Annotated in this window: 3 protein-coding genes; all 3 read right to left on the reverse strand. The window is 73.9% G+C overall.

The window, feature by feature from the left end; genetic code table 11:
* A partial coding sequence (locus AB0I22_RS33835; RefSeq protein WP_363134830.1) for a condensation domain-containing protein occupies positions 1-1,559 on the reverse strand: 1,559 nt, incomplete at its 3' end.
* A 2-nt stretch (positions 1,560-1,561) separates the two neighbouring features.
* The gene (locus AB0I22_RS33840) at positions 1,562-23,590 is read right to left on the reverse strand and encodes a non-ribosomal peptide synthase/polyketide synthase (protein WP_363134831.1); all 22,029 of its coding nucleotides are present in this window, start codon (positions 23,588-23,590) and stop codon (positions 1,562-1,564) included.
* Positions 23,591-23,681: 91 nt separating this feature from the next.
* Positions 23,682-23,957 carry an acyl carrier protein gene (locus AB0I22_RS33845; protein ID WP_363134832.1) on the reverse strand — a complete coding sequence of 92 codons (276 nt, stop codon included), beginning with the start codon at positions 23,955-23,957 and terminating at the stop codon, positions 23,682-23,684.
* Positions 23,958-24,002: the final 45 nt, after the last annotated feature.

Consider the following 24,002-nt stretch of genomic DNA (forward strand, 5'->3'; position numbering starts at 1 on the left):
AGCACGACCGCCACGAACCGCTCCGCACCCACACCACGCTCCACCAGCACCCGCGCCAGACGGTTCACCCGAGCGTTCAACTCGGCGTAGGTGAGGGACTCGTCGCCGGAGACGAGCGCCGGGGCGTCTGGAGTGCGCGCCGCCTGCGCCTCGAACAGCTCGGGCAGCGTCGCGTCGGGGACCTCGCGGGCGGTGTCGTTCCAGCCTTCCAGCAGTTGGCGGCGTTCGTCCGCGCGCAGCACGCCGGTGCGGCCCACGGGCTGGTCCGGGTCGGCGGCGAAGGCGTCGAGGATCTGGAGGAGGCGGTCGCCGATGGTCTCGACGTCGGCCTCGGTGAGCAGGTCGGGCTGGTAGAAGAAGCGGAAGCCCAGGTCGGAGTGGGGCATCGCCACGAGGCTGAGCGTGTAGTGGTTCGCGGAGGTGCTCTCGGCGGCGGACACGCGCAGTTCGCCGGGGGCGGCGCCGGTCTGCTCGCGGGCCTGGTCGAGCGGGAAGTTCTCGAAGACCAGGGAGGTGTCGAAGAGTTCGCCGATGCCTGCCTGCCGCTGGATGTCGGCGAGGCCCAGGTGCTGGTGGTCCAGCAGCCGGGACTGCTCCTCCTGTACGCGCGCCAGGAACCGCGAGAGGGGTTCGGCGGGGCGCAGCCGGGCGCGCAGCGGGAGGGTGTTGATGAAGAGGCCCACCATGTCCTCGACGCCCGGCAGGTCCGCCGGGCGGCCGGAGACGGTGACGCCGAACACCGCGTCGTCGCTGCCGGTGAGACGGCCGAGCACCAGCGCCCAGGCGCCCTGGACCACGGTGTTGAGGGTCAGGCCGTGGGCGCGGGCCCGCTCGACGAGCGCGGCGGTCGCCTCGTGGGTGAGCCCGAACTCGTACCGCCGCGGCGCGGCCGGCAGCCGGCCCGCGTCCATGGGGGCGATGCGGGTCGGCTCGGTCAGTCCGGCCAGCGACTCCTGCCAGGCCCGTTCCGCCGCCGGCCGGTCCTGCTTGGCCAGCCAGTCGAGGTAGTGCCGGTAGGGCCGTGCCTCGGGCAGGCCACTTGCGTCGCCGCGGCTGATGTAGAGGGCGTAGAACTCGCGCAGCAGGACGGGCAGGGACCAGCCGTCGAGGAGGGTGTGGTGCATGGAGAGCACCAGCCGGTGCTGCCGTTCGGCGAGCTTGACCAGCAGGAACCGTACGAGCGGCGGGCGGCTCAGGTCGAAGCGGCGGGCGCGGTCCGCGGCGACGAGGCGGTCGGCCTCGGCGGTGCGTTCCGTCGCGTCGGCGATGGTGCTGAGGTCGGCGTCCTCCCAGGGCAGCGGGACGGTGCGGGCGACGAGCTGGGCCCATTCGCCGGTCTTGCGCTGCCGGAAGGCGACCCGGAGGTTGGAGTGGCGCTGGAGCAGCGCGCCGCCGGCGGCGCGCATCGCCTCGTGGTCCAGCTCGCCGTCCAGCTGGAAGACGAGCTGGACGGTGTACACGTCCGGTGCCGCCTCGTCGTACACGCTGTGGAAGAGCAGCCCTTCCTGCAACGGGGACAGCGGCAGAATGTCCTCGATTACCCGCGACTGTCGGCTCACGTTCAGATCTCCCACTCGGCTACCAGGTCGTCTTCGAATTCATCGATCTCGTGCTGCGTGATCGAGCCGAGGCCGACGTCGGAGGGGGTGAGCCCGCCCGCGTCGGGGTGTTCGGCGTGTTCGGCCAGCGCGGTCAGCGCCCGGAACCAGCCCTCGGCCAGTTCCCGCACGCTCTTCTCGTCCAGCAGTCGCTCGGCGAAGGTCCAGGACGCGACCAGCTCCGGGCCGCGCGCGCCGTCCTCGGTGAGGGCGTTGAGGCCCAGGACGTGCGGGAGCGGCATCTTGTCGTCGGTGCCCGGGGCGTTGCCGTCCGCTTCGGGCGTGAGCGCCCAGTCGGCCGGCCGGGCGTCAGTGGCGGTCCCCGTAGCTGTGGCGAACCGCCCGAGGTAGTTGAAGCCGAGCTGCGGCGCGCCGAGGCCCGCCAGTTCGCGGCCGGTGTCCGGGTTCAGGTACCGCAGGAGGCCGTAGCCGATGCCGTTGTCCGGGACGGCCCGCAGCCCTTCCTTGACGCGCTTGAGCAGCGCGCCCGCGGCCGGTCCGGCGGCCCACGCCTGTGCGCGGTCCAGCCCCGACACATCCAACCGCACGGGGTACACGCTCGTGAACCACCCCACGGTGGCGGATACGTCGACGCCGCCGACGGCGTCCTCCTCGCGGCCGTGTCCTTCGAGGTCCACCAGGACGTCCGGGGACGCGGATCGGTCGTCGCCGCGCCACTCGGCGACGGCGAGCGCGAATGCCGACAGCAGGACGTCGTTGACTCCGGCGCGGAAGGTGCTCGGCACGGTCGTCAGGAGCGCGTCCGTGACCTCGGGTGCCAGCCGCAGTGTCACCGAGGCCGCCGATCCGTACGTGTCCAGCTCCGGGTCCAGCGGACCGGCGCCGATCACGGGGTCGGGTGCCGTGAGCGTCTGCCGCCACAGCTCCAACTCGCCTACGCGAGACGCCTTTTCGGACTCCTCGGCCAGCCGTCGGACCCAGCCCCGGAAGGACGTCGCCACCGGTTCCGGTTCCGCGGCGCGGCCCGCGGCGGCCGCCCGCCAGGCGTCGGCGAGGGCGGGCGCCAGCACCCGCCAGGACACGCCGTCCACCGCGAAGTGATGCACCATCACCAGCAGCCGGCCCGGCTCGTCCGGTCCCCGGTCGAACCAGACCACCTGCACCACCGCGCCGTCGGCGGGCGACAGGCGGTCGCGCGCCGCCGCGGCCTCGGCCGCGTACTGGGCGCTGCGGGCCGCGTCGTCCAGGCCGTACTGGTCGACGCGGAGGACGCGCTCCTCGGCCCGTACGGAGCCGGGGGCGGTGACCTCCATCGTCCAGTCGGCCGCGGCGGGCCCGGTGGCGACCTTCACGCGCAGCGCGTCGTGGTGGTCGAGCACGGTCTGCACGGCGGTCACCAGGTCCTCGCGGGCCATGCCGGCGGGGGCCTGGAGGACCGTCGACTGGTTGAACCGATCGAGGGGGCCGCCGCGTTCGGCGAGCCAGTGCATGACCGGCGTCAGCGGTACGGGGCCGGTTCCGGCGCCCGGCGCTTCGGCGACCGCGCCCCGGGCGACGGCGACGGCTCCGGCGAGTCCGGCGACGGTCTTGTGGTCGAAGACGTCGCGCGCCGACAGCTCCAGCCCCGCCCGGCGGGCGCGGCTGACCAGCTGGATGGACATGATGCTGTCCCCGCCCAGCTCGAAGAAGCTGTCGTCGATCCCCACCCGCTCCAGCCCCAGGACCTCGGCGAACAGCCCGCACAGCAGCTCCTCGCGCGGGGTGCGGGGGGCGCGACCGGTGAGTTCGGCTCGGTACTCGGGTGCGGGGAGCGCCTTGCGGTCGAGCTTGCCGTTCGGGGTGAGCGGCAGGGCGTCCAGGGGCACGAACGCGGCGGGCACCATGTAGTCGGGGAGCGTGGCGGACAGGAAGTCCCGCAGCTCGCCGGTGGCGGGGGCCTGGGCGCCGTCGGGTACGAGGTAGGCCACGAGCCGTTTCTCCCCCGGCCGGTCCTCGCGGACCAGGACGGTGCTCTGGGCGATGCGGGCGTGCGCGGAGAGGGCCGCTTCGATCTCGCCGAGTTCGATGCGGAAGCCGCGGACCTTGACCTGGTCGTCGGCGCGGCCGGCGTAGTCGAGTGCGCCGTCCTTGCGCCATCGGGCGAGGTCGCCGGTGCGGTACATGCGGGCGCCGGCCGGTCCGTACGGGTCGGCGACGAACCGCTGGGCGGTCAGTCCGGGGCGGCCGAGGTAGCCGCGGGCGAGGCCGCCGCCCGCGATGTACAGCTCGCCCGCCACGCCGGGCGCGACCGGCCGTAGCCCCGCGTCGAGCACGTACACCTGGGTGTTGTCGACCGGGCCGCCGATGGGCGGCAGGGCCGGGCCGGTGACGGGGGCGCTGATGGTGGCGGCGACGGTCGCCTCGGTCGGGCCGTAGGCGTTGACCATCCTGCGGCCGGGCGACCAGCGGGCGACGAGCTCCGCCGGGCAGGCTTCGGCGCCGACGACGAGGGTGCGGAAGTGGGGCAGTTCGCGTTCGGGCACGCTGCCGAGGACGGTCGGCGGGATCAGCGCGTGGGTGATCCGCCGGTCGGCCAGGATGTCGGCCAGTTCCTCGCCGGCGAGGGGGCCGGCGGGCGGTACGACGAGGGCGGCTCCGGCCGGGAAGGCCATGAGCAGTTCCATGACGGCGGCGTCGAAGCTCGGCGACGACAGTTGCAGGACGCGGCTGTCGGAGTCGATGGCCAGCCGTTCCACCTGGGTGGAGCCGAGGCTGGTGAGGCCGGCGTGGGTGACGGTGACGCCCTTGGGGCGGCCTGTGGAGCCGGAGGTGTAGATGACGTAGGCGGGGTGGCCGGCCGTCAGCGGTGCGGTGCGTTCGCTGTCCTGTACGTCGCCGTCGGCGCGGCCGTCCACGCCGTCCAGGGCCCGGATCGCGGGGGCCTCGTCGAGGAGCAGCCGCGGGGTGCCGGTGGCGGGGAGCCGTTCGGCGGTCTGCGTGGTGCTGATCAGGAGCACCGGGTCGGCGTCGTCGAGCATGTAGGCGATGCGGTCGTCCGGGTAGCCGGGGTCGACGGGCAGGTACGCGCCGCCCGCCTTGACGACCGCGAGGAGCGAGACGACGAGGTCGGCGGAGCGCGGCAGGGCGAGGGCGACGGTCGTCTCCGGGCCGACGCCGTGCCCGATGAGCAGCCGGGCCAGCCGGTTGGCCTGGGTGTTGAGCTCCGCGTAGGTGAGGACGGTCTCCCCGGCGAGCACCGCGGCGGCATCGGGGGTCCGGGCGGCCTGGGTCTCGACGAGCGCGCCGAGGGTGCGCCGGGGCAGGTCGCGGGCCGTGTCGTTCCAGTCGGCGAGGACGTGCCGGCGTTCGGCGGCGTCCATGATCTCCAGCGTGCCGAGGGGCTGCCGGGGGTCGGAGGCGACGGCGGACAGCAGTCGCACCAGCCGGTCGCCCATGGTGGCGGCGGTGTCCGCGTCGAAGAGGTCGGTGCTGTATTCGAGGTGTCCGGTGAGGCCGCCGGGCGTCCCGTCGTCGGTGTGATGCTCGGTGAAGGAGAACGCCAGGTCGAACTTGGCGGCGCCGGTGTCGACCGCGGCCGGGGCGACGCTGAGGCCGGGGAGACGGCCTATCACGTCGAGTGCGCCGCGGTGGTCGGTCTCGAAGGTCAGCGCGGTCTGGAACAGCGGGTGGCGGGCCATGGAGCGGGTCGGGCTCAGGACGTCCACGAGCCGTTCGAAGGGCACGTCCTGGTGCGCGTAGGCGGCTAGGTCCGCTTCCCGTACGCGTTCGGTCAGCTCGGCGAACGTCGGGTCGCCGGACACGTCGGTGCGCAGCACCAGCGTGTTGACGAAGAATCCGACGATTTCCTCCACCGCGCTGTCCGTGCGGCCCGCGATGGGCATGCCGATCGGTACGTCCGTCGAGCCGCTGAGCTTCGCCAGCAGCGTCGCCAGCGCCGCCTGGACGACCATGAACAGGCTGCCGCGGCTCTCCTTGGCGAGTGCGGCGAGGCCGTGGTGGACCTCGGCGGGGACGTCGAAGGAGATCCGGGCGCCCTGGTGGGTGGCCGTGGCGGGCCGCTGCCGGTCCCGGGGCAGCTCCAGCTCTTCGGGAAGGTACGCCAACTGATCGACCCAGTAAGCGAGTTGGCGGGATATCTCGCTGTCGGCGTCGTCCTCGCCGCCGAGCATCTCGCGCTGCCACAGCGCGTAGTCGGCGTACTGCGCGGCCAGCGGCGCCCAGTCGGGGGCCCCGCCGGCGCAGCGCGCCTCGTACGCGGTCATCAGGTGCTGTACGAGCACGGGCAGCGACCAGCCGTCGGCCGCGATGTGGTGCACCAGGACGAGCAGTACGTGGTCGTCGGCGCTCTCCTTGAAGAGGGTGGCCCGTACGGGGGCGGCGGCGGCCAGGTCGAAGCCGCGCCGGGACGCGGCGTCGAGCCGTTCGCGGAGGGCGGCGGGGGTGTCGGCGCTCGCGTCGACGGTCTCGACGGCGAGGCGGGCGCGCGGGTCGGCGGCGTCGAGCACCACCTGGTATCCGCCGTCGGCGTCCTCGGCGAAGAGGGTGCGCAGGCTCTCGTGGCGTGCGACGACGTCGGCGAGGGCGTGGCGCAGGGCTTCGTGGTCCAGGGCGCCGGACAGGCGCATCGCGATGGGCAGGTTGTAGGTGGCGCTGGGGCCGTCGAGGTGGCTGAGGAACCAGAGGCGCTGCTGTGCGTAGGACAGCGGGACGCGCTCCGGGCGCGGGCGGGCGGCGACGCCGGTGCGCGCGCCGCCCGCTCGGGCCAGGGTCCCGGCGAGCGCGGCCACGGTGGGCGTCTCGAAGAGCTGGCGGATGGCCAGTTCGGCGCCGAGGGCGGCGCGGACCCGGCTGACGAGGCGGGTCGCGAGCAGCGAGTGGCCGCCGAGGTCGAAGAAGCTGTCGTCGATGGTGACGTGGGCGACGCCGAGCACCTCGGCGAAGACGGCGCACAGGATCTCCTCCTGCGGGGAGCGCGGCGGGCGGCCGGTCGCTTCCATGCCGTATTCCGGTGCGGGCAGCGCCTTGCGGTCGAGCTTGCCGTTGAGGGTGAGCGGCAGCGCGTCGAGGGCGACGATCGCGGAGGGCACCATGTACTCGGGGAGCGCCTTGGCGATGTGCGCCCGCAGCGCGTCGCGGTCGAGGGCCGCCCCGGAGACGGCCACGGCGTAGCCGACGAGCCGCTTGTCGCCGGGGCGGTCCTCGCGGAGGATCACGGCGGCCTGCGCCACCTCCGGACGGGCGGCGAGCACACCCTCCACCTCGCCGAGTTCGACGCGGAAGCCGCGCAGCTTGACCTGGTCGTCGATACGGCCGACGAACTCCAGCCGCCCGTCCGCCAGCCACCGCACGACGTCGCCGGTCCGGTACATCCGGCCGCCGTCGCCCTTGAAGGGATCGGCGACGAACCGCTGCGCCGTCAGCTCCGCCCGGCCCAGATAGCCGCGGGCGAGGCCCGCGCCCGCGATGTACAGCTCACCGCTGACGCCGACGGGCACCGGGCGCAGCGCGCCGTCCAGGACGTAGACCTGGGTGTTCCACAGGGGGCGGCCGATGGGGACGACGGCCTCGGGCACGTCGTCCCCGGCGCGCAGCGGGTTGACGCTGGAGAAGACGGTGGTCTCCGTCGGCCCGTACTCGTTGGCGACGGTGATCCCCGGGCAGGCGTCAAGGACACGGCGTACGGCGGTCGGTGACACGACGTCACCTCCGGCCCAGATCTCGCGGACGCCCGCGAAGCACTCCGGGCGCTCCTCGGCCAGCACCCGGAACAGTCCGGCGCTGACGAAGAGGCCCGTCACTTCCTGTTCGGCGATCACCGTCGCGAGGTCGGCGGCGCCGAGGCGGCCGGCCGGGGCGACGACGACGCGGCCGCCGGTGAGCAGCGGCGTCCAGATCTCGAACGTCGAGGCGTCGAAGGCGTACGGGGAGTGCATCAGCACCCGCTCGTGGTTGCCGCCCCGCCAGTAACGGTCCGCCGCCAGATGCACCACATTGCGGTGCGTGTTGGCCACGCCCTTCGGCGCACCCGTGGAACCGGAGGTGTACATGGCGTAGACGAGCTGCTGGGCGTTCGTCGGCACGCCCGGGTCGGTGTCGGGCTCGTCGGCGAAGTCCTCACCGATGGCGTCGCCGACGCGGACGACGGGGGCGTAGACGGCGAACCCGGTCTCCTCGGGGTTCCGGTCGGTGAGCAGCGCCACCGCTTCCGTGTCGCGGAGGATGAATTCGGAGCGGCTCGCGGGCTGGTTCGGGTCCAGCGGTACGTACACGCCGCCCGCCTTGAGCACGGCGAGGCTGGAGACGACCACGTCGGCGGAGCGCTCCTGGAGCACCGCGACCCGGCTCTCGGCGCGTACCCCGAGGCCGATCAGCCGGTGCGCGAGGCGGTTGGCCCGCGCGTTCAGCTCGGCGTACGTGAGGGTGTCCGCACCCGAGACCACGGCCACCGCGTCGGGTGTCGCGGCCGCCTGCTCCTCGAAGAGCACATGGACGGCCGTGTCCGCCGGGAACTCGACGTCCGTGTCGTTCCACTCGGTCACCATGCGGCGCCGTTCGGCGGGGTCGAGGATGTCGACGGACGCGACGGGCCGGCCCGGGTCCTCGGTCATCGCGGTGAGGACGAGCACGAGCCGGTCGACGAGGCGCTGGACGCTGTCGCGGTCGAACAGCTCGGTGCTGTACTCCACGACGCCGCCGAGGCCCGCGGGCGCGCCCTCGGGGCCGTACAGCTCGGCGACGTTGAAGTCGAGGTCGAACTTGGCGACGCGGGTGTCCACCGGCTGCGGCACGGCGGTGAGCCCCGGCAGGGCGCCGATCGCGTCCAGGGCCTCGCGGCGGTCGGTGTCGAAGGTCAGGGAGGTCTGGAAGAGAGGGTGCCGGGACAGCGAACGGGCCGGGTTGACGACCTCGACCAGCCGCTCGAACGGCACGTCCTGGTGGGCGTAGGCCGCCAGGTCCGTCTCCCGCACCCGGTCGATCAGCTCGGCGAACGTCGGGTCGCCGGAGACGTCGGTGCGCAGCACCAGCGTGTTGACGAAGAACCCGACGAGGCCCTCCAGCGCGTCGTCCGTGCGGCCCGCGACGGGCGTGCCCAGGGGGATGTCGGTGCCGGCGCCCAGCCGTGCGTACAGCGTGGCGAGGGCCGCCTGGACCAGCATGAAGAGGCTGGCGCGGCGCTCCTTGGCCAGGGCGGCGAGCGCGGTGTGCAGGTCGGCGGGGATCTCGAAGGCGAGGTGGCCGCCCTGGTTGGCGGAGGCCGCGGGCCGCGGCCGGTCGGCGGGCAGCTCCAGCTCTTCCGGGAGGCCCGCCAACGCGCCCTTCCAGTAGGCGAGTTGCTGGGCCGCCGGGCTGTCGGGGTCGCTTTCGTCGCCGAGGGTCTCGCGCTGCCAGAGGGTGTAGTCGGCGTACTGGACGGGCAGCGGCGCCCAGTCGGGGGCCGCTCCCGTGCGGCGTGCGGCGTAGGCGGTGGAGAAGTCGGCGGCCAGGCGCCCCATCGACCAGCCGTCGCCCGCGATGTGGTGCACGAGCAGCAGCAGTACGTGCTCGTCGGGGGCGAGCTCGAACAGGGTGGCCCGCACGGGGATTTCGGCGGTGAGGTCGAAGCCGTGCCGGGCGGCGCGGCGCAGCTCCCCGGGCAGCTCCTCTTCGGTGACGGTCGCGACCGTCAGTTCGGGCCGGCTGGCGGCGGCGTCGACGACCCGCTGGTACGGGCCTTCGGCGTCCTCGGCGAACACGGTGCGCAGGCTCTCGTGCCGCTCCACGACGTCGTCGAGGGCGTGCCGTAGCGCCTCGCGGTCCAGACGGCCCGTCAGGCGGAGCGCGGCGGGCAGGTTGTAGGTGGCGTTGGGGCCCTCGAACTGGCCGAGAAACCAGAGGCGTTGCTGTGCGAAGGACGCGGGAATCCGTTCGCCGCGGTCCCTCGGCGCGAGGGCGGCGCGCGCGGTGCCGGCCGCCCCGATGGCCGCCGCGAGACCGGCGACGGTGGGCTCCTCGAAGAGCTGGCGGATGGACAGCTCGACGTCGAGCACTCCGCGCACGCGGCTGACGAGCTGGGTGGCGAGCAGCGAGTGGCCGCCGAGGTCGAAGAAGCTGTCGTCGATGGTCGCCTTGGGGACGCCGAGCACGTCGGCGAAGATCCCGCACAGGATCTCCTCCTGCGGGGAGCGCGGCGCGCGGCCGGCCGCCGTGCCGCCGTATTCGGGGGCGGGCAGCGCCTTGCGGTCGAGCTTGCCGTTCGGGGTGAGCGGCAGCGCGTCGAGGACGACGACGGCGGACGGCACCATGTAGTCGGGCAGCGTGTCGGCCACGTGCCGGCGGAGCTCTCCCGCTTCGGCGTCGCCGGAGGTCACCGCGTAGGCCACCAGGCGTTTGTCGCCGGGCCGGTCCTCGCGCACGATCACGGCGGCGCGGGCCACCGCCGGGTGTCCGGCGAGCGCCGCCTCGACCTCACCGGTCTCGACGCGGAAGCCGCGGACCTTGACCTGGCTGTCGGCGCGGCCGGCGAATTCGAGGTCGCCGTCGGGGCGGCGGACGGCCAGGTCGCCGGTGCGGTACATGCGGGCGCCGGCCGGCCCGTACGGGTCGGCGACGAACCGCTGGGCCGAGAGGGCCGGGCGGCGGTGGTAACCGCGGGCCAGCCCGTCGCCCGCGATGTACAGCTCGCCCGGGACGCCGGGCGCGGCAGGCCGCAGGGCCGAATCGAGCACGTACAGGCGGGTGTTGACGATCGGCCGGCCCATCGGGGGCACGACGGATCCGGCCAGCGGGCCGCTCATGCTCGCGCAGACGGTGGACTCGGTGGGGCCGTACGCGTTGATCATGCGTCGGCCGCGCGAGAAGCGCTCCACGAGGTGCGGCGGGCACGCCTCGCCCGCCACCGTCAGGGTCATGCGCGCGGGCAGGGCGTCGTCGGCCAGTTGCGCGAGGGCGGACGGCGGGAGCGTGGCGTGGGTGATCCGCTGTTCGGCGAGGAGCGCGGTCAGCGGCGCGCCCGGCAGCAGCCGGTCCGCGTCCGCGAGGACGAGGCAGGAGCCGGAGAGCAGGGCGATGCAGAGTTCGGAGACGGCGGCGTCGAAGCTGGGCGAGGCGAACAGCAGGACGCGGCTGCCGGGCTGCACCGCGAAGCCGTCGAGCTGCCCGGCGGCCAGGCTCGCCAGGCCGGTGTGCGTGACGACGACGCCCTTGGGGCGACCCGTGGAGCCCGAGGTGTAGATGGTGTACGCGGGGTGGGTCCGCTTGAGCGGCGCGGTCCGGTCGGCGTCCGTGGGGTCGGCGGCGTCGTAGCCGCTGGTGTCGGTGTGGTCGACGAGCAGCAGCGGCACGTCGGCGCCGCCGTAGCGCGCGGCGCGCGCGGTGTCCGTGAGGATCAGCGCGGGCGCGGCGTCGTCCAGCATGTAGGCGATGCGGTCGGCCGGGTACTCGGGGTCGACGGGCAGGTACGCGCCGCCCGCCTTGACGACGGCGAGGAGGGAGACGACGAGGTCGGCGGAGCGGGGCAGCGAGACCGCCACGGAGCGCTCCGGGCCGACGCCCCGGTCGATGAGCAGCCGGGCCAGCCGGTTGGCCCGCGCGTTGAGCTCGGCGTAGGTCAGCTCGCCGTCCTCGGACGCCGTGGCGGGCGCGTCGGGGGTGCGGGCGGTCTGGGCCTCGAAGAGCGCGGGCAGCGTCGCGGCCGGCACGTCGCGGCGGGTGTCGTTCCAGCCGGTCACCAGCGTCCGGTGCTCGGCGTCGGTCAGCAGGGCGATGCGGCCCACGGGCCGGTCCGAGTCCGTCCGCATCGTGTCCAGGACGCGGGTGAAGCGGTCGGCGACGGTCCGTACGGCCGCCGCGTCGAGCACGTCGCCCTGGTAGTCGAGCCGGAAGCCGAGGCTGTCGCCGGGCATGGCGACGAGGGCCAGGGTGTAGTGCGTGGAGTCGCTGATCGCGGCGTCCGCCACGCGCAGTCCGCCGAGGGCCGCGAGGTCGTCCAGCGCGTTCCGGTCGAGGGGATAGTTCTCGAACACCACGGAGGTGTCGAAGAGTTCGCCCGTTCCGGCCTGCTGCTGAATGGCCGTCAGGCCGAGGTGCTGGTGCTCCAGCAGCCGCGCCTGCTCGTCCTGGACGCGGGCGAGTAGGCGCGAGAGGGGTTCGGCGGGGCGCAGCCGGGCGCGCAGCGGGAGGGTGTTGATGAACAGGCCCACCATGGACTCGACGCCCGTCAGCTCCGGCGGCCGGCCGGAGACCACGAAGCCGAACGCCACGTCGTCCTGGCCGGTCAGGCTCGCCAGGACCAGCGCCCAGGCGCCCTGGACGACGGTGTTCAGCGTCAGCCCGTGCGTACGGGCCCGCTCCGCGAGCTCGGCCGTGGCCTGTTCGGACAGGGCGAACCGCAGGTGCTCGGGGGCGGCCGGGGGCCGCCCGGCGCGGTCGGCCGGGGCCAGCCGGGTCGGCTCCTCGAAGCCCGCCAGCGCCTCGCGCCAGGCCGCTTCGGCAGCGGGCCGGTCCTGCTCGGCGACCCAGCCGAGGTAGTCGCGGTACGGGCGTACGGGCGGCAGCGCGCCGGCGCCCGTGTAGAGCTGGAACAGCTCGCGGACGAGCACGGGCAGCGACCAGCCGTCGAGCAGCAGGTGGTGGTTGCTGAGCACCAGCCGGTGGTGTCCGGCGTCGAGCTTGAGCAGGGTGAAGCGCAGCAGCGGGGGCCGGGCCAGGTCGAAGCGGAGCGCGCGGTCCGCCGCGAGCAGCCGCTCGGCCTCGGCGGCCCGTTCCGTCTCGCCCAGGCCCGTCAGGTCCGCTTCGTGCCAGGGCAGGGGGACGCCGGCGGGGATCACCTGGACGGGGCGGGCGAGTCCTTCGTGCCGGAAGCCCGCGCGCAGGTTGGCGTGCCGGTCCAGCAGCGCCTGTCCGGCGGCCCGCATGGCGGAGGCGTCGAGGGCGCCGTCGAAGTCCAGGACCATCTGGACGGTGTAGACGTCCTGGGCGTGCTCGTCGAAGAGGCCGTGGAAGAGCAGGCCGGACTGGAGCGGGGAGAGCGGCAGCACGTCGGCGGTGTCCGGGTACGCGGCGAGGACGCCGTCGAGTTCGGGCTGGGTGAGGGAGGCCAGCGGCACGTCGGAGGGGGTGAGCCCGCCCGCGTCGGGGCGTTCGGCGTGCGCGGCCAGGGCGCGCAGCGCCCGGAACCAGCCCTCGGCCAGTTCGCGCACGCTCTCCTCGTCCAGCAGCCGTTCGGCGAAGGTCCAGGTCGCGACGAGCTCCGGGCCGCGCGCGCCGTCCTCGGTGAGCGCGTTGAGTTCGACGGTGTGGGTGAGCAGCAGCGCGTCGTCAGTGCCGCCGCTGCCCGCCGACCCGGCCAGTACGGACCAGTCGGCGGATTCGGCGGCGCTGTCCGCCGCGATGCGCCCGAGGTAGTTGAAGCCGAGCCGCGGCGTGCCGAGGCCCGCCAGTTCGCGGCCGGTGCCGGGGTTCAGGTACCGCAGGAGCCCGAAGCCGAGGCCGTTGTCGGGCACGGCCCGCAGCTCCTCCTTGACGCGCTTGAGCAGGGTCCCGGCGGCGGGCCCGCCGTCCCACGCCTGCGTCCGGTCGAGTCCGGAGACGTCCAGCCGCACCGGGTAGAGGCTGGTGAACCAGCCCACGGTCTCCGACACGTCCACGCCGCCGACCGCTTCCTCCTCGCGGCCGTGGCTCTCCAGGTCCACCAGGACGTGCGGGGAGATGTCGTCGCCGCGCCAGTCGGCGACGGCCAGCGCGAACGCGGAGAGCAGCACGTCGTTGACTCCGGCCCGGAAGACGCCCGGAACGGTCGTCAGGAGCGCGTCCGTGGTCTCGGCGGGCAGCCGGAGCGTCACGGAGCCGGCCGAGCCGTACGTGTCCAGCGCCGGGTCCAACGGCCCGGAACCGATGACCGGGTCGGGGGTGTCGAGCACGCCTCGCCACTGCTCCAACTCGGCGGTGCGCGAAGGCTGTTGTGCTTCCTCGGTCAGACGCTGGGCCCAGCCGCGGAAGGACGTCGCCACGGACCTCGGCTCCGCGTCACGGCCGGTAGAGGCAGTCCGCCAGGCGTCGGCGAGGGCGGGAACCAGCAGTCGCCAGGACACGCCGTCCACCGCGAAGTGATGCACCATCACCAGCAGTCGGCCCGGCTCGTCCGGTCCCCGGTCGAACCACACGATCTGCACCATGACGCCGTCGGCGGGCGACAGGCGGTCACGTGCCGCGTCCGCCTCGGCCGCGTAACGGGCCTCGCGGGCCGCCGCGTCGAGCCGCGTCTCGTCCACGCGCAGCACGCAGTCCCCGGCCCGTACGGAACCGGGCGCGGTGACCTCCGCCGACCAGTCGCCGGCTCCGGAGACCACCCGCATGCGCAGCACGTCGTGCTGGTCGAGCAGGGTCTGCACGGCGGCCACCAGGTCGCGCTCCGCCATCCCGGCGGGTACCCGCAGCGCCAGCGACTGGTTGAACCGCTCGACGGGCCCGCCGCTCTCCGCGAACCGGCGCATGATCGGCGTCAGCGGTACGGGGCCGGTCCCGGCGCCCGCCTCCTCCGCCACCGTCTCGTGGGCGTCGCCCACCGCCGTGGCGAGCGCCGCGACGGTCTTGTGGTCGAAGACGTCGCGCGCCGACAGCTCCAGCCCCGCCCGACGGGCGCGGCTGACCAGCTGGATGGACATGATGCTGTCCCCGCCCAGCTCGAAGAAGCTGTCGTCGACGCCGACCCGCTCCAGCCCCAGGACCTCGGCGAACAGCCCGCACAGCAGCTCCTCGCGCGGGGTGCGCGGCGCGCGGCCGTCGGTCTCCGTGCCGTATTCGGGTGCGGGCAGCGCCCTGCGGTCCAGCTTGCCGTTCAGGGTGAGCGGCAGCGTGTCGAGGGGGACGATCGCCGACGGGACCATGTACTCGGGCAGCGACTCGGCGGCGTGGGCCCGCAGCGCGTCGGGGTCGACGTCCGCACCGGAGGCCGCGACGACGTAGCCGACGAGCCGTTTCGCGCCGGGCCGGTCCTCGCGGAGGATCACGGCGGCCTGCGCCACCTCGGGGCGGCCGGCGAGCACGCCCTCCACCTCGCCGGGTTCGATGCGGAAGCCGCGCAGCTTGACCTGGTCGTCGACGCGGCCGACGAACTCCAGCCGCCCGTCCGCCAGCCACCGCACGACATCGCCGGTCCGGTACATCCGGCCGCCGTCGCCTTGGCCGTCTGAGCCGCCGAACGGATCGGCCACGAACCGCTGCGCCGTCAGCTCCGCCCGGCCCAGATAGCCGCGCGCCAGACCGTCGCCCGCGATGTACAGCTCACCGCTGACGCCCGGCGCGACGGGTCGGAGGCCCGTGTCGAGGACGTACACCTGCGTGTTCCACAGGGGCCGGCCGATCGGCACGACCGCCTCGGGGACCTCGTCGGCGGCGCGCATCGGGTTGACGCTGGAGAAGACGGTGGTCTCCGTCGGCCCGTACTCGTTGGCGACGGTGATCCCCGGGCAGGCCGCCAGCACCCGGCGCATGGCCGTGGGAGAGGCGATGTCGCCGCCCGCCCAGATCTCGCGGACGCCCGCGAAGCACTCCGGGCGCTCCTCGGCCAGCACCCGGAACAGCCCGGCGCTCACGAACATGCCGGTGACGGACTGCTCGGTGATCACATCCGCCAGCTCCGCACCGCTGAGGCGGCCCGCCGGAGCGACCACGACCCGGCCGCCGGTGAGCAGCGGCGTCCAGATCTCGAACGTCGAGGCGTCGAAGGCGTACGGGGAGTGCATCAGCACCCGCTCGTGGTTGCCGCCCCGCCAGTACCGGTCCGCCGCCAGATGCACCACATTGCGGTGCGTGTTCGCCACGCCCTTCGGCGCACCCGTGGAACCGGACGTGAACATCACGTAGACGAGCTGCTCGGCGTCCGTCCGGACCTCGGGGTTCGTGTCCGGCTCACCTGTGAAGTCCTCGCCGTCGTCGAAGCGGACGATCGGGGCGTCGACCGCGAATCCGACCTCGTCGGGGTCCCGGTCGGTGAGGAGCGCCACCGCGTCCGTGCTGCCGAGGATGAACTCGGAGCGGCTCGCGGGCTGGTTCGGGTCGAGCGGTACGTACACGCCGCCCGCCTTGAGCACGGCGAGGCTGGAGACGACCACCGCCGTCGACCGCTCCTGGAGGACCGCCACCCGGCTCTCCTGGCGCACGCCCAGGCCGATCAGCCGGTGCGCGAGCCGGTTGGCCCACGCGTTCAGCTCCGCGTACGTGAGGGACCGCGCGCCCGAGACCACGGCCACCGCGTCGGGCGTCTCGGTCGCCCGCTCCTCGAACAGCACATGGACCGCGATGTCGGCCGGGTACTGCACGTCCGTGTCGTTCCACTCGGTGACCACACGGTGCCGCTCGGCGGGGTCGAGGACGTCGACACGGCCCACCGGGCACTCCGGGTCCGTGACGACTGTCTCCAGCACCCGGGTGAAGCGCTCGGCGATCGCCTCGACCCTGGCCCGGTCGAGCAGGTCGGGCTGGAAGTCCCAGACGAAGCGCAGCTCTTCGCCGGGCAGCGCCTTGAGGCCGAGGGGGTAGTGCACGGCGTCGCGCGCCTTGGCCTGCCGCAGCCGCAGCCCGGACGCCTCGAACAGCGCGGTGAACTCGCCATTGTCGAGCGGGTAGTTCTCGAAGACGAGAGAGGTGTCGAAGAGCTCGCCGATGCCGGTCTGCCGCTGGATGTCGGCGAGGCCGAGGTGCTGGTGGTCCAGCATCGCCGTCTGGTCGTCCTGGATGCGGGCGAACAGGCTCGACAAGGGTTCGGCGGGGCGCAGCCGGGCGCGCAACGGCAGGGTGTTGATGAACAGGCCCACCATGTCCTCGACACCCGCCAGCTCCGGCGGGCGGCCCGAGACGGTGACGCCGAACACGACGTCCTCTCGCCCCGTCAGACTGCCCAGCACCAGCGCCCACGCGCCCTGCACCACGGTGTTCAGCGTCAGCCCGTACGCACGGGCCCGCTCCGCCAGCGCGGCCGTCCGCTCCCGCGACAGGGCGAACTCCACCTTCTGCGGGTCGGACACGGCGTGCTCCGCGTCGGCGGGCGCTACGCGGGTGGGCTCTTCGAAGTCCGCGAGCGCTTCCCGCCAGGCGGCCTCGGCGGCCGAACGGTCCTGTCCGGCGAGCCACTTGAGGTGATCGGTGTACGGGCGTACGGGCGGCAGCTCGCGGTCGCCCGCGTAGAGCGCGAACAGTTCGCGCAGGACGATCGGCGACGACCAGCCGTCCAGCAGGAGGTGATGGCAGGTCAGCACCAGCCGGTGACGGCCGTCGCCGAGGGCGAGCAGGGTGAAGCGCAGCAGCGGCGGCCGGGACAGATCGAAGCGGCGCTGCCGCTCCTCGGCCAGGAACCGCTCGGTCTCGGCCTCGCGCTCCCCCTCCCCCAGCCCCGACAGGTCCAGCTCCCGCCACGGCACCTCGGCCTCGGCGGGGATCACCTGCACGGGACGGCTCAGCCCCTCGTGCCGGAACCCGGCGCGCAGATTCGCGTGCCGCGCCAGCAGCGCCCGCCCCGCAGCGCGGAAGGCCGGGATGTCGAGGGCGCCGTCGAAGTCCAGGACGGTCTGGACGGTGTAGACGTCGTCGCCGCGCTCATCGAACAGGCCGTGGAAGAGCAGACCCGACTGGAGCGGCGACAGCGGCAGCACGTCCACCGCGCCGGGCTCGGCCGCCGCCAGCGCCGCGAGCTCGTCGGCGGGCAGCGCCGTCAGCTCCACGTCGGCCGTCTCGTCCGGGGCGGCGGTCGGCGCCATGCGGGAGTGCGCGTCGAGGGCGGCGACGGTCCGGTGCGCGAAGACCTCGCGGACGGAGAACTCCAGTCCCGCCCGGCGGGCCCGGCTCACGAGCTGGATGGACAGGATGCTGTCGCCGCCGAGGTCGAAGAAGCTGTCGTCGATGCCGACCGCCGGCACGCCCAGCACCTCGGCGTAGAGCGCGGCCAGCAGCTCCTCGCGCGGGGTGCGGGGCTCGCGGCCGGCGGTCTCCGCACCGTATTCGGGTGCGGGCAGCGCCTTGCGGTCGAGCTTGCCGTTCGGGGTGAGCGGCAGCGCGTCGAGGACGACGACGGCGGACGGCACCATGTAGTCGGGCAGCGACTCGCCCACGTGGCGGCGCAGCGCGCCCGCGTCCGCTTCCGCGCCGTCGGCGGCCACCACATACGCCGTGAGGCGCTTGTCGCCGGGGCGGTCTTCCCGTACGACCACCGCGGTCTGAGCCACCGAGGCGTGCCCGCCGAGGACGGCCTCGATCTCGCCGAGTTCGATGCGGAAGCCGCGGATCTTCACCTGGAAGTCGGTCCGGCCGATGTACTCCAGCTCGCCCTCGGCATTCCACCGCACCAGGTCGCCGGTCCGGTACATACGGGCTCCGGGACGGCCGTACGGGTCCGCGACGAACCGCTCGGCCGAGAGGCCGGGCCGCCCGTGGTAGCCGCGCGCCAGGCCCTCGCCCGCGATGTACAGCTCGCCGCTGACGCCGGGGGCGACCGGGCGCAGCCCGGCATCCAGCACGTACAGCCGGGTGTTGCGGATCGGCCGCCCGATCGGCGGCGTCACCTGGGCCCCCGACCGCGAATACCACGCCGCCGCGTAGACCGTAGCCTCGGTCGGCCCGTAGATGTTCGCCAGCCGCTCCGCGCCGACCGCCCGCACGATGTCGTTCGCCGCCTGCGCCGACAGCGCCTCACCCGCCAACACCACACTGCGCGCGCCGGCCCGCAGTTCGCCGCCCGCCACGATGTGGGCGAGGGCGGAGGGCACGCCGCTCACGATCCCGGCGCGGGCGCCGGAGTAGGTGCCGTCGGCGAGGGCGAGCAGGTCCCGTACGACCTCGATGGAGCCGCCCGAGAGCAGCGGCCCGAACATCTCGAAGACGGAGACGTCGAAGTTGAGGGACGTGGACGCCACGACGCGGGCCAGTTCCTCGGCACCGAACTCGCCCGCCGCCCACGCCGCCAGATCCGTGACGTTCTCGTGCGGCACCACGACGCCCTTGGGCAGACCGGTGGAGCCGGAGGTGTAGATCGCGTACGCGGGGTGGAGGGGGGACAGGGCGCTGGAGCGGTCTGTGTCCGCCGGGTCGGTGGCGGGACGGTCCGCCACTGCCGCGACGGTCTGCGGATCGTCGAGGACCAGGCGCGCCGGGCCGCTGCCCTCCGGCAGCCGCGACAGCACGTCACGGGCCGTGATCAGCAGGGCGGGAGCGGCGTCGGTGAGCAGATGGGCGATGCGGTCGGCCGGATATCCGGGGTCCACGGGCACGTAGGCCGCGCCGGACTTCAGCACCGCGAGCACCGCGACCATGGTCAGTTCCGAGCGCGGCAGGGAGATCCCCACAAAGCCCTCGGGGCCCGCGCCCAGCGCGATCAGATGATGGGCGAGACGGTTGGCGCGTTCGTTCAACTCCGCGTAGGACAAAGTCACTTCATCGGACACGACGGCGACGGCGTCCGGGGTACGGGCCGCCTGCGCCTCGAAGAGTGCGGGCAGCGTCGCCCGCGGCACCTCGGCCGCGGTGTCGTTCCACTCCTCCAGCACCCGCCGCCGCTCGTCCACGCCGAGCACATCGATCTGACTGACCGCCAGCTCCGGCGCGACCGTCACCGACTCCAGCAGCCGCACGAACCGCTCGCCGATCCGCTCGACCGAGCCGCGGTCGAACAGGCCGGGCTGGTAGTGGAGGCGGAAGCCGAGGGACTCGCCGGGCAGGGCGACCAGGCCGAGGGGGTAGTGCACGGCGTCGCGCGCCGTGGCGCCGCGCAGCCGCAGGCCGGCCGCGGTGGCCGACGCGTCGAGTTCGTCCGCGTCGAGCGGGAAGTTCTCGAATACGAGGAGGGTGTCGAAGAGTTCGCCGAATCCGGTGCGGCGCGCGATGTCCGTCAGGCTCAGGTGCTGGTGGTCCAGGAGCCGCGCCTGCTCGTCCTGGAGGCGGGCGAGGAACCGGGCCAGGGGTTCGGCGGGGCGCGGGCGGGCGCGCAGCGGCAGGGTGTTGATGAACAGCCCCACCATGGACTCGACGCCCGCCAGCTCCGGCGGACGGCCCGAGACGGTGACGCCGAACACGACGTCCTCACGCCCCGTCAGACTGCCCAGCACCAGCGCCCACGCGCCCTGCACCACAGTGTTCAGCGTCAGCCCGTACGTACGCGCCCGCTCCGCCAGCGCGGCCGTCCGCTCCCGCGACAGCGCGAACTCCACCCGCTCCGGCTCCGCCTGCGTGTACTCGCCGACGGGCGCGACGCGGGTCGGCTCCTCGAAGTCGGCGAACGCCTCCTGCCAGGCGACCTCCGCCGCCGAACGGTCCTGTCCGGCCAGCCACTTGAGGTGGTCGCTGTACGGGCGTACGGCGGGCAGCTCGCGGTCGCCCGCGTAGAGCGCGAACAGTTCGCGGGCGAGCACGGGCAGCGACCAGCCGTCGAGCAGCAGGTGGTGATGGGTGAACACCAGCCGGTGGCGGTCGTCGCCGAGGGTGAGCAGGGTGAAGCGCAGCAGCGGCGGCCGGGACAGGTCGAAGCGCTCCTCCCGGTCGCGGGCGAGGAAGAGTTCGGCTTCCGCCTCGCGCTCCGTCTCCCCCAGGCCGGACAGGTCCAGCTCCCGCCACGGCGCCTCGGCCTCGGCGGGGATCACCTGCACGGGACGGCTCAGCCCCTCGTGCCGGAACCCGGCGCGCAGGTTCGCGTGTCGCGCCAGCAGCGCCTGTCCCGCGGCGCGCAGGGCGGGGGCGTCGATCGCGCCTTCGAGGTCGAAGCGGACCTGGAGGGTGTAGATGTCGGGGCCCTGCTCGTCGTAGAGGCCGTGGAAGAGCAGGCCGGACTGGAGCGGCGACAGCGGCAGCACGTCCACCGCGCCGGGCTCGGCCGCCGTCAGCGCCGCGAGCTCGGCGGCGGGCAGCGGCGTCAGCTCCGCGTCGGCGGTCTGGTGCGCGGAGGCGTCCGGCGCCGTGCGGGAGTGCTCGCCGAGGGCGGCGGCGGTGCGGTGCTCGAAGACCTCGCGGACGGTGAACTCCAGGCCCGCGCGGCGGGCCCGGCCGACGAGGCGCAGGGCGAGGATGCTGTCGCCGCCGAGGTCGAAGAAGCTGTCGTCGATGGTGGTGCGGGGCAGACCGAGGACGTCCGCGTAGAGGCCGGTGAGCAGCGTCTCGCGGGCGTCGCGCGGGGCCCGTCCGGCGGAGCCGGCGCTGTAGTCGGGTGCGGGCAGGGCGGCGCGGTCGAGCTTCCCGTTGGGCGTCAGGGGCAGCTCGTCCAGCGTGACGATCGCGGACGGCACCATGTAGTCGGGCAGTGCGGCGAAGGCGTGCTCGCGCAGTTCGCCGGGGTCGGGGCGCTGGCCGGGAGCGGGCACGACGTAGGCGACGAGGCGCTTGTCGCCGGGGCGGTCCTCGCGGACGACCGCCGTCGTGCGGGCCACCGAGGGGTGGGCGCCGAGGACGGCCTCGACCTCGCCGGGTTCGATGCGGAACCCGCGGATCTTGACCTGGAAGTCGGTGCGGCCGGCGTATTCCAGCTCGCCGTCCGCGTTCCACCGCGCCAGGTCGCCCGTGCGGTACATGCGGGCGCCGGCCGGGCCGTACGGGTCGGCGACGAACCGCTCCGCCGTCAGGCCGGGGCGGCCGAGGTAGCCGCGGGCCAGGCCCGCTCCCGCGATGTAGAGTTCGCCGGCCGTGCCGGGCGGGACCGGGTGCAGGGCGCTGTCCAGGACGAGTACGCGGGTGTCGCTGATCGGCCGTCCGATGGGGGCCGCGTCGCCGTCGGACACGGCGAAGAGGCTGTCGCCGGTGATCTCCGAGGCTCCGTAGAGGTTCACGAGCCGGGCGTGTGGCAGGGTCTCGGCGAACTGCCGGGCGTAGGCGGCGGGCAGCGCCTCGCCGCTGCTGATCCACAGGCCGCATTCGGTGAGCCGCTCGGCGCCGCCGCTCTCCAGCAGCCCGGCGAGCAGGCTGGGGACGACGGTGATGCGGCCGATGCCGTGCCGTGCGCCCAGCTCGGCCATCTCAGCTGCGTTACGGGCTTCTTGAGGGCCCGTCATGATGACGGGCGCGCCGTGGACGAGGGCGCCGAGCAGCTCCGTGGTGCCGTCGATGAAGCTGATGGAGGTCTTGGCGAGTACGGGCTCGTCGGCGCGGTAGGGGAAGGTCTCGCCGAACCACGCCAGGCGGTTGGCGACGCCTTCGTGGAGTCCGACGACGCCCTTGGGGAGCCCGGTGGAGCCCGAGGTGTAGATGACGTACGCGGGGTGGTGCGGGGTGAGGGGCCCGGTGCGTTCGGCCGGGGCGAGGTCGCCGCCGTCGTGGGCGGCGAGTGCCCGTACCACGTCGTCGGCGTCGAGGACGGTACGGGCCGTGCCGGGCGTCTCGGGCACGGCGGCCGCGGCGGCGCGCGAGGTGAGCACTCGCGCCGGGCGGGCGTCGGTGAGCATGTGGGCGATGCGGTCGGCGGGGTGCGTCACGTCGAGCGGCAGGTAGGCCGCGCCGGATTTGAGGACCGCGAGGAGCGCTGTGGCGAGGTCGGCCGAGCGGGGCAGGGCGACGGCGACCAGGGACTCCGGCCCGATGCCGTGCGCGGTCAGGTGGCGGGCGAGTCGGTTGGCGCGGGCGTTGAGCTCGCGGTAGGTGAGCGTCTCGTCGCCGAAGACCAGCGCGGTGGTGTCGGGGGCGCGGCGGACCTGGTCCTCGAAGAGCTGGGGCACCGTGGCGGGCGGGGTCCGGCGGGGCGTGCCCGTTCCCGCCGCCAGGGCCTGGCGGCGTTCGTCCTCGGTCGCCGTCGCGAGCCGTCCGATGGCCTGGTGGGGTGCGTCCGCGAGGCCGTCGAGGAGGGCGAGGAAGCGGTCCTGATGCGCCGTCAGCTGTTCGGCGGTGTAGAGCGCCGGGTTGGCCTGGAACTCGATCTGGAGGCCGTCGCTGCCCATCGCGTCCCCGGACACGACGATGGAGAGGTCCTTGACGGCGCCTGTCGACAGGTAGTGGGTGCTCGTCGGGAGCGTGCCGAAGCGGGGCTTCTTGGAGAAGGTGATGGCGTTGACCGAGGGCCCGTCGAAGCCGGTGCGGCCGAGTTCGCGCTGGAGGTCCTCGCTGCGGTAGCGCTGGTGCTTGCCGACCATCGGCACCTGCCGCGCGGCCTGGCCGATCAGTTCGGTGAAGGGCGTCGAGGGGCGTACGGACAGCCGCAGCGGCAGTTCGTTGGCCAGCATGGCGGGGGTGGCCAAGGACGCCTTGGTCATCCGGGCCGTCGTCGGCAGGCCCAGTACGACGTCGTCGGCGGCCGTCATGCGGTGCGTGTAGGCGGCCGCGGCGGCGATGACGAGCAGCGGCCAGCGGCCCGAGAGCGCGGGGACCGCGGCCAGCAGGGCGGCGAGGCGGTGCGCGGGCAGGGTCGCGGTGCGCCGCAGGGCGGTGGGCGAGGGGGGTGCGGTGCGGCCGGCGAGGTTCGCGGAGTCGGGGCGGTCGGCGAAGGCGGCGAGCCAGTAGTCGCGGTCCCGTGCGTGGCGTGCGGAGTCGCGGTAGGCCGCTTCCTCGTCGAGCAGGTCGGCGAGCGGGTGGAAGGGGGCGGGTGCGGGTTCGCGGCCCGCCGCCAGCTCGGTGTACAGCTCGCACAGCCGGTCGAGGTACAGGGTCTGGCCGTAGCCGTCGAGGGCGATGTGATGGAACCGGACGTAGAAGTGGTAGTGGTCCGGGGCGAGTTCGAGGAGGACGTGGGTGTACAGCGGGTCGCCGGAGCACAGGTCCGCTCCGGTGGCCATGTCGTCGTCGATCCACGCGGCCGCGGCGGCGGCCGGGTCGGCGGTGCCGCTCACGGTCACGGTGCGCAGCGGCTCGTCGGGGGCGGGGGCGATGTCCTGCCAGAGGTCGTCGCCGTCCGCGGTGAACCGGGCGCGCAGCGCCTCCGTCTCGGTGAGCGCGCGGTGCACGGCCTGCCGCAGCGACGGGCGGTCGACGGGGCCGCTGATGTCGAAGTAGACGCCGCAGTTGTAGAGCGGGCTGCCGGGGGCGAGTTCCTGAGCCACCCAGACGCCCAGCTGCGCGGCCGAGACGGCTCGTCGGGCGATCCGCACATCAGTCACTTCTCACTACCCACGCTCTCTTGGGACTGCGGTTGTCTTCGATTTCACCGGGCCGCGGCGGCCGGTTCCGGGCCGGGCCGTCGGGGCTCGGTCAGGCGGTTTCGCCAGTGAGGAAGCCGACGAGTTCGTCGATGGTCGGGTGGTTCCACATGACGGTGGGGTCGAGGTCGATGCCGAGGTGGTCCTCGATCTCGCTGGCGACCGTCAGGGCGTAGATGGAGTCCAGGCCGTAGTCGGTGAGCGGGACGTCGGGCTTGATCTGCTCGGGCGTCAGCTGTACGTGCAGGGCGACGCATTCGGTCAGCCACGCGCGCAGGTCTTCGGTGGACCTGCCGTCGGCCTGGTTCTCTACCGCGGAAGTGGACATGACGGCTCCTTCGCCTGGTGCGGGTCGTGATGTGCGGTTCGGGGC

The sequence above is a fragment of the Streptomyces sp. NPDC050610 genome (assembly GCF_040654875.1).
Lineage (GTDB): Bacteria > Actinomycetota > Actinomycetes > Streptomycetales > Streptomycetaceae > Streptomyces.

What these genes read in the sequence shown, in the direction of transcription:
- AB0I22_RS33845 (WP_363134832.1), bottom strand. Translation starts at nt 23,957, where the DNA reads ATGTCCACTTCCGCGGTAGAGAACCAGGCCGACGGCAGGTCCACCGAA.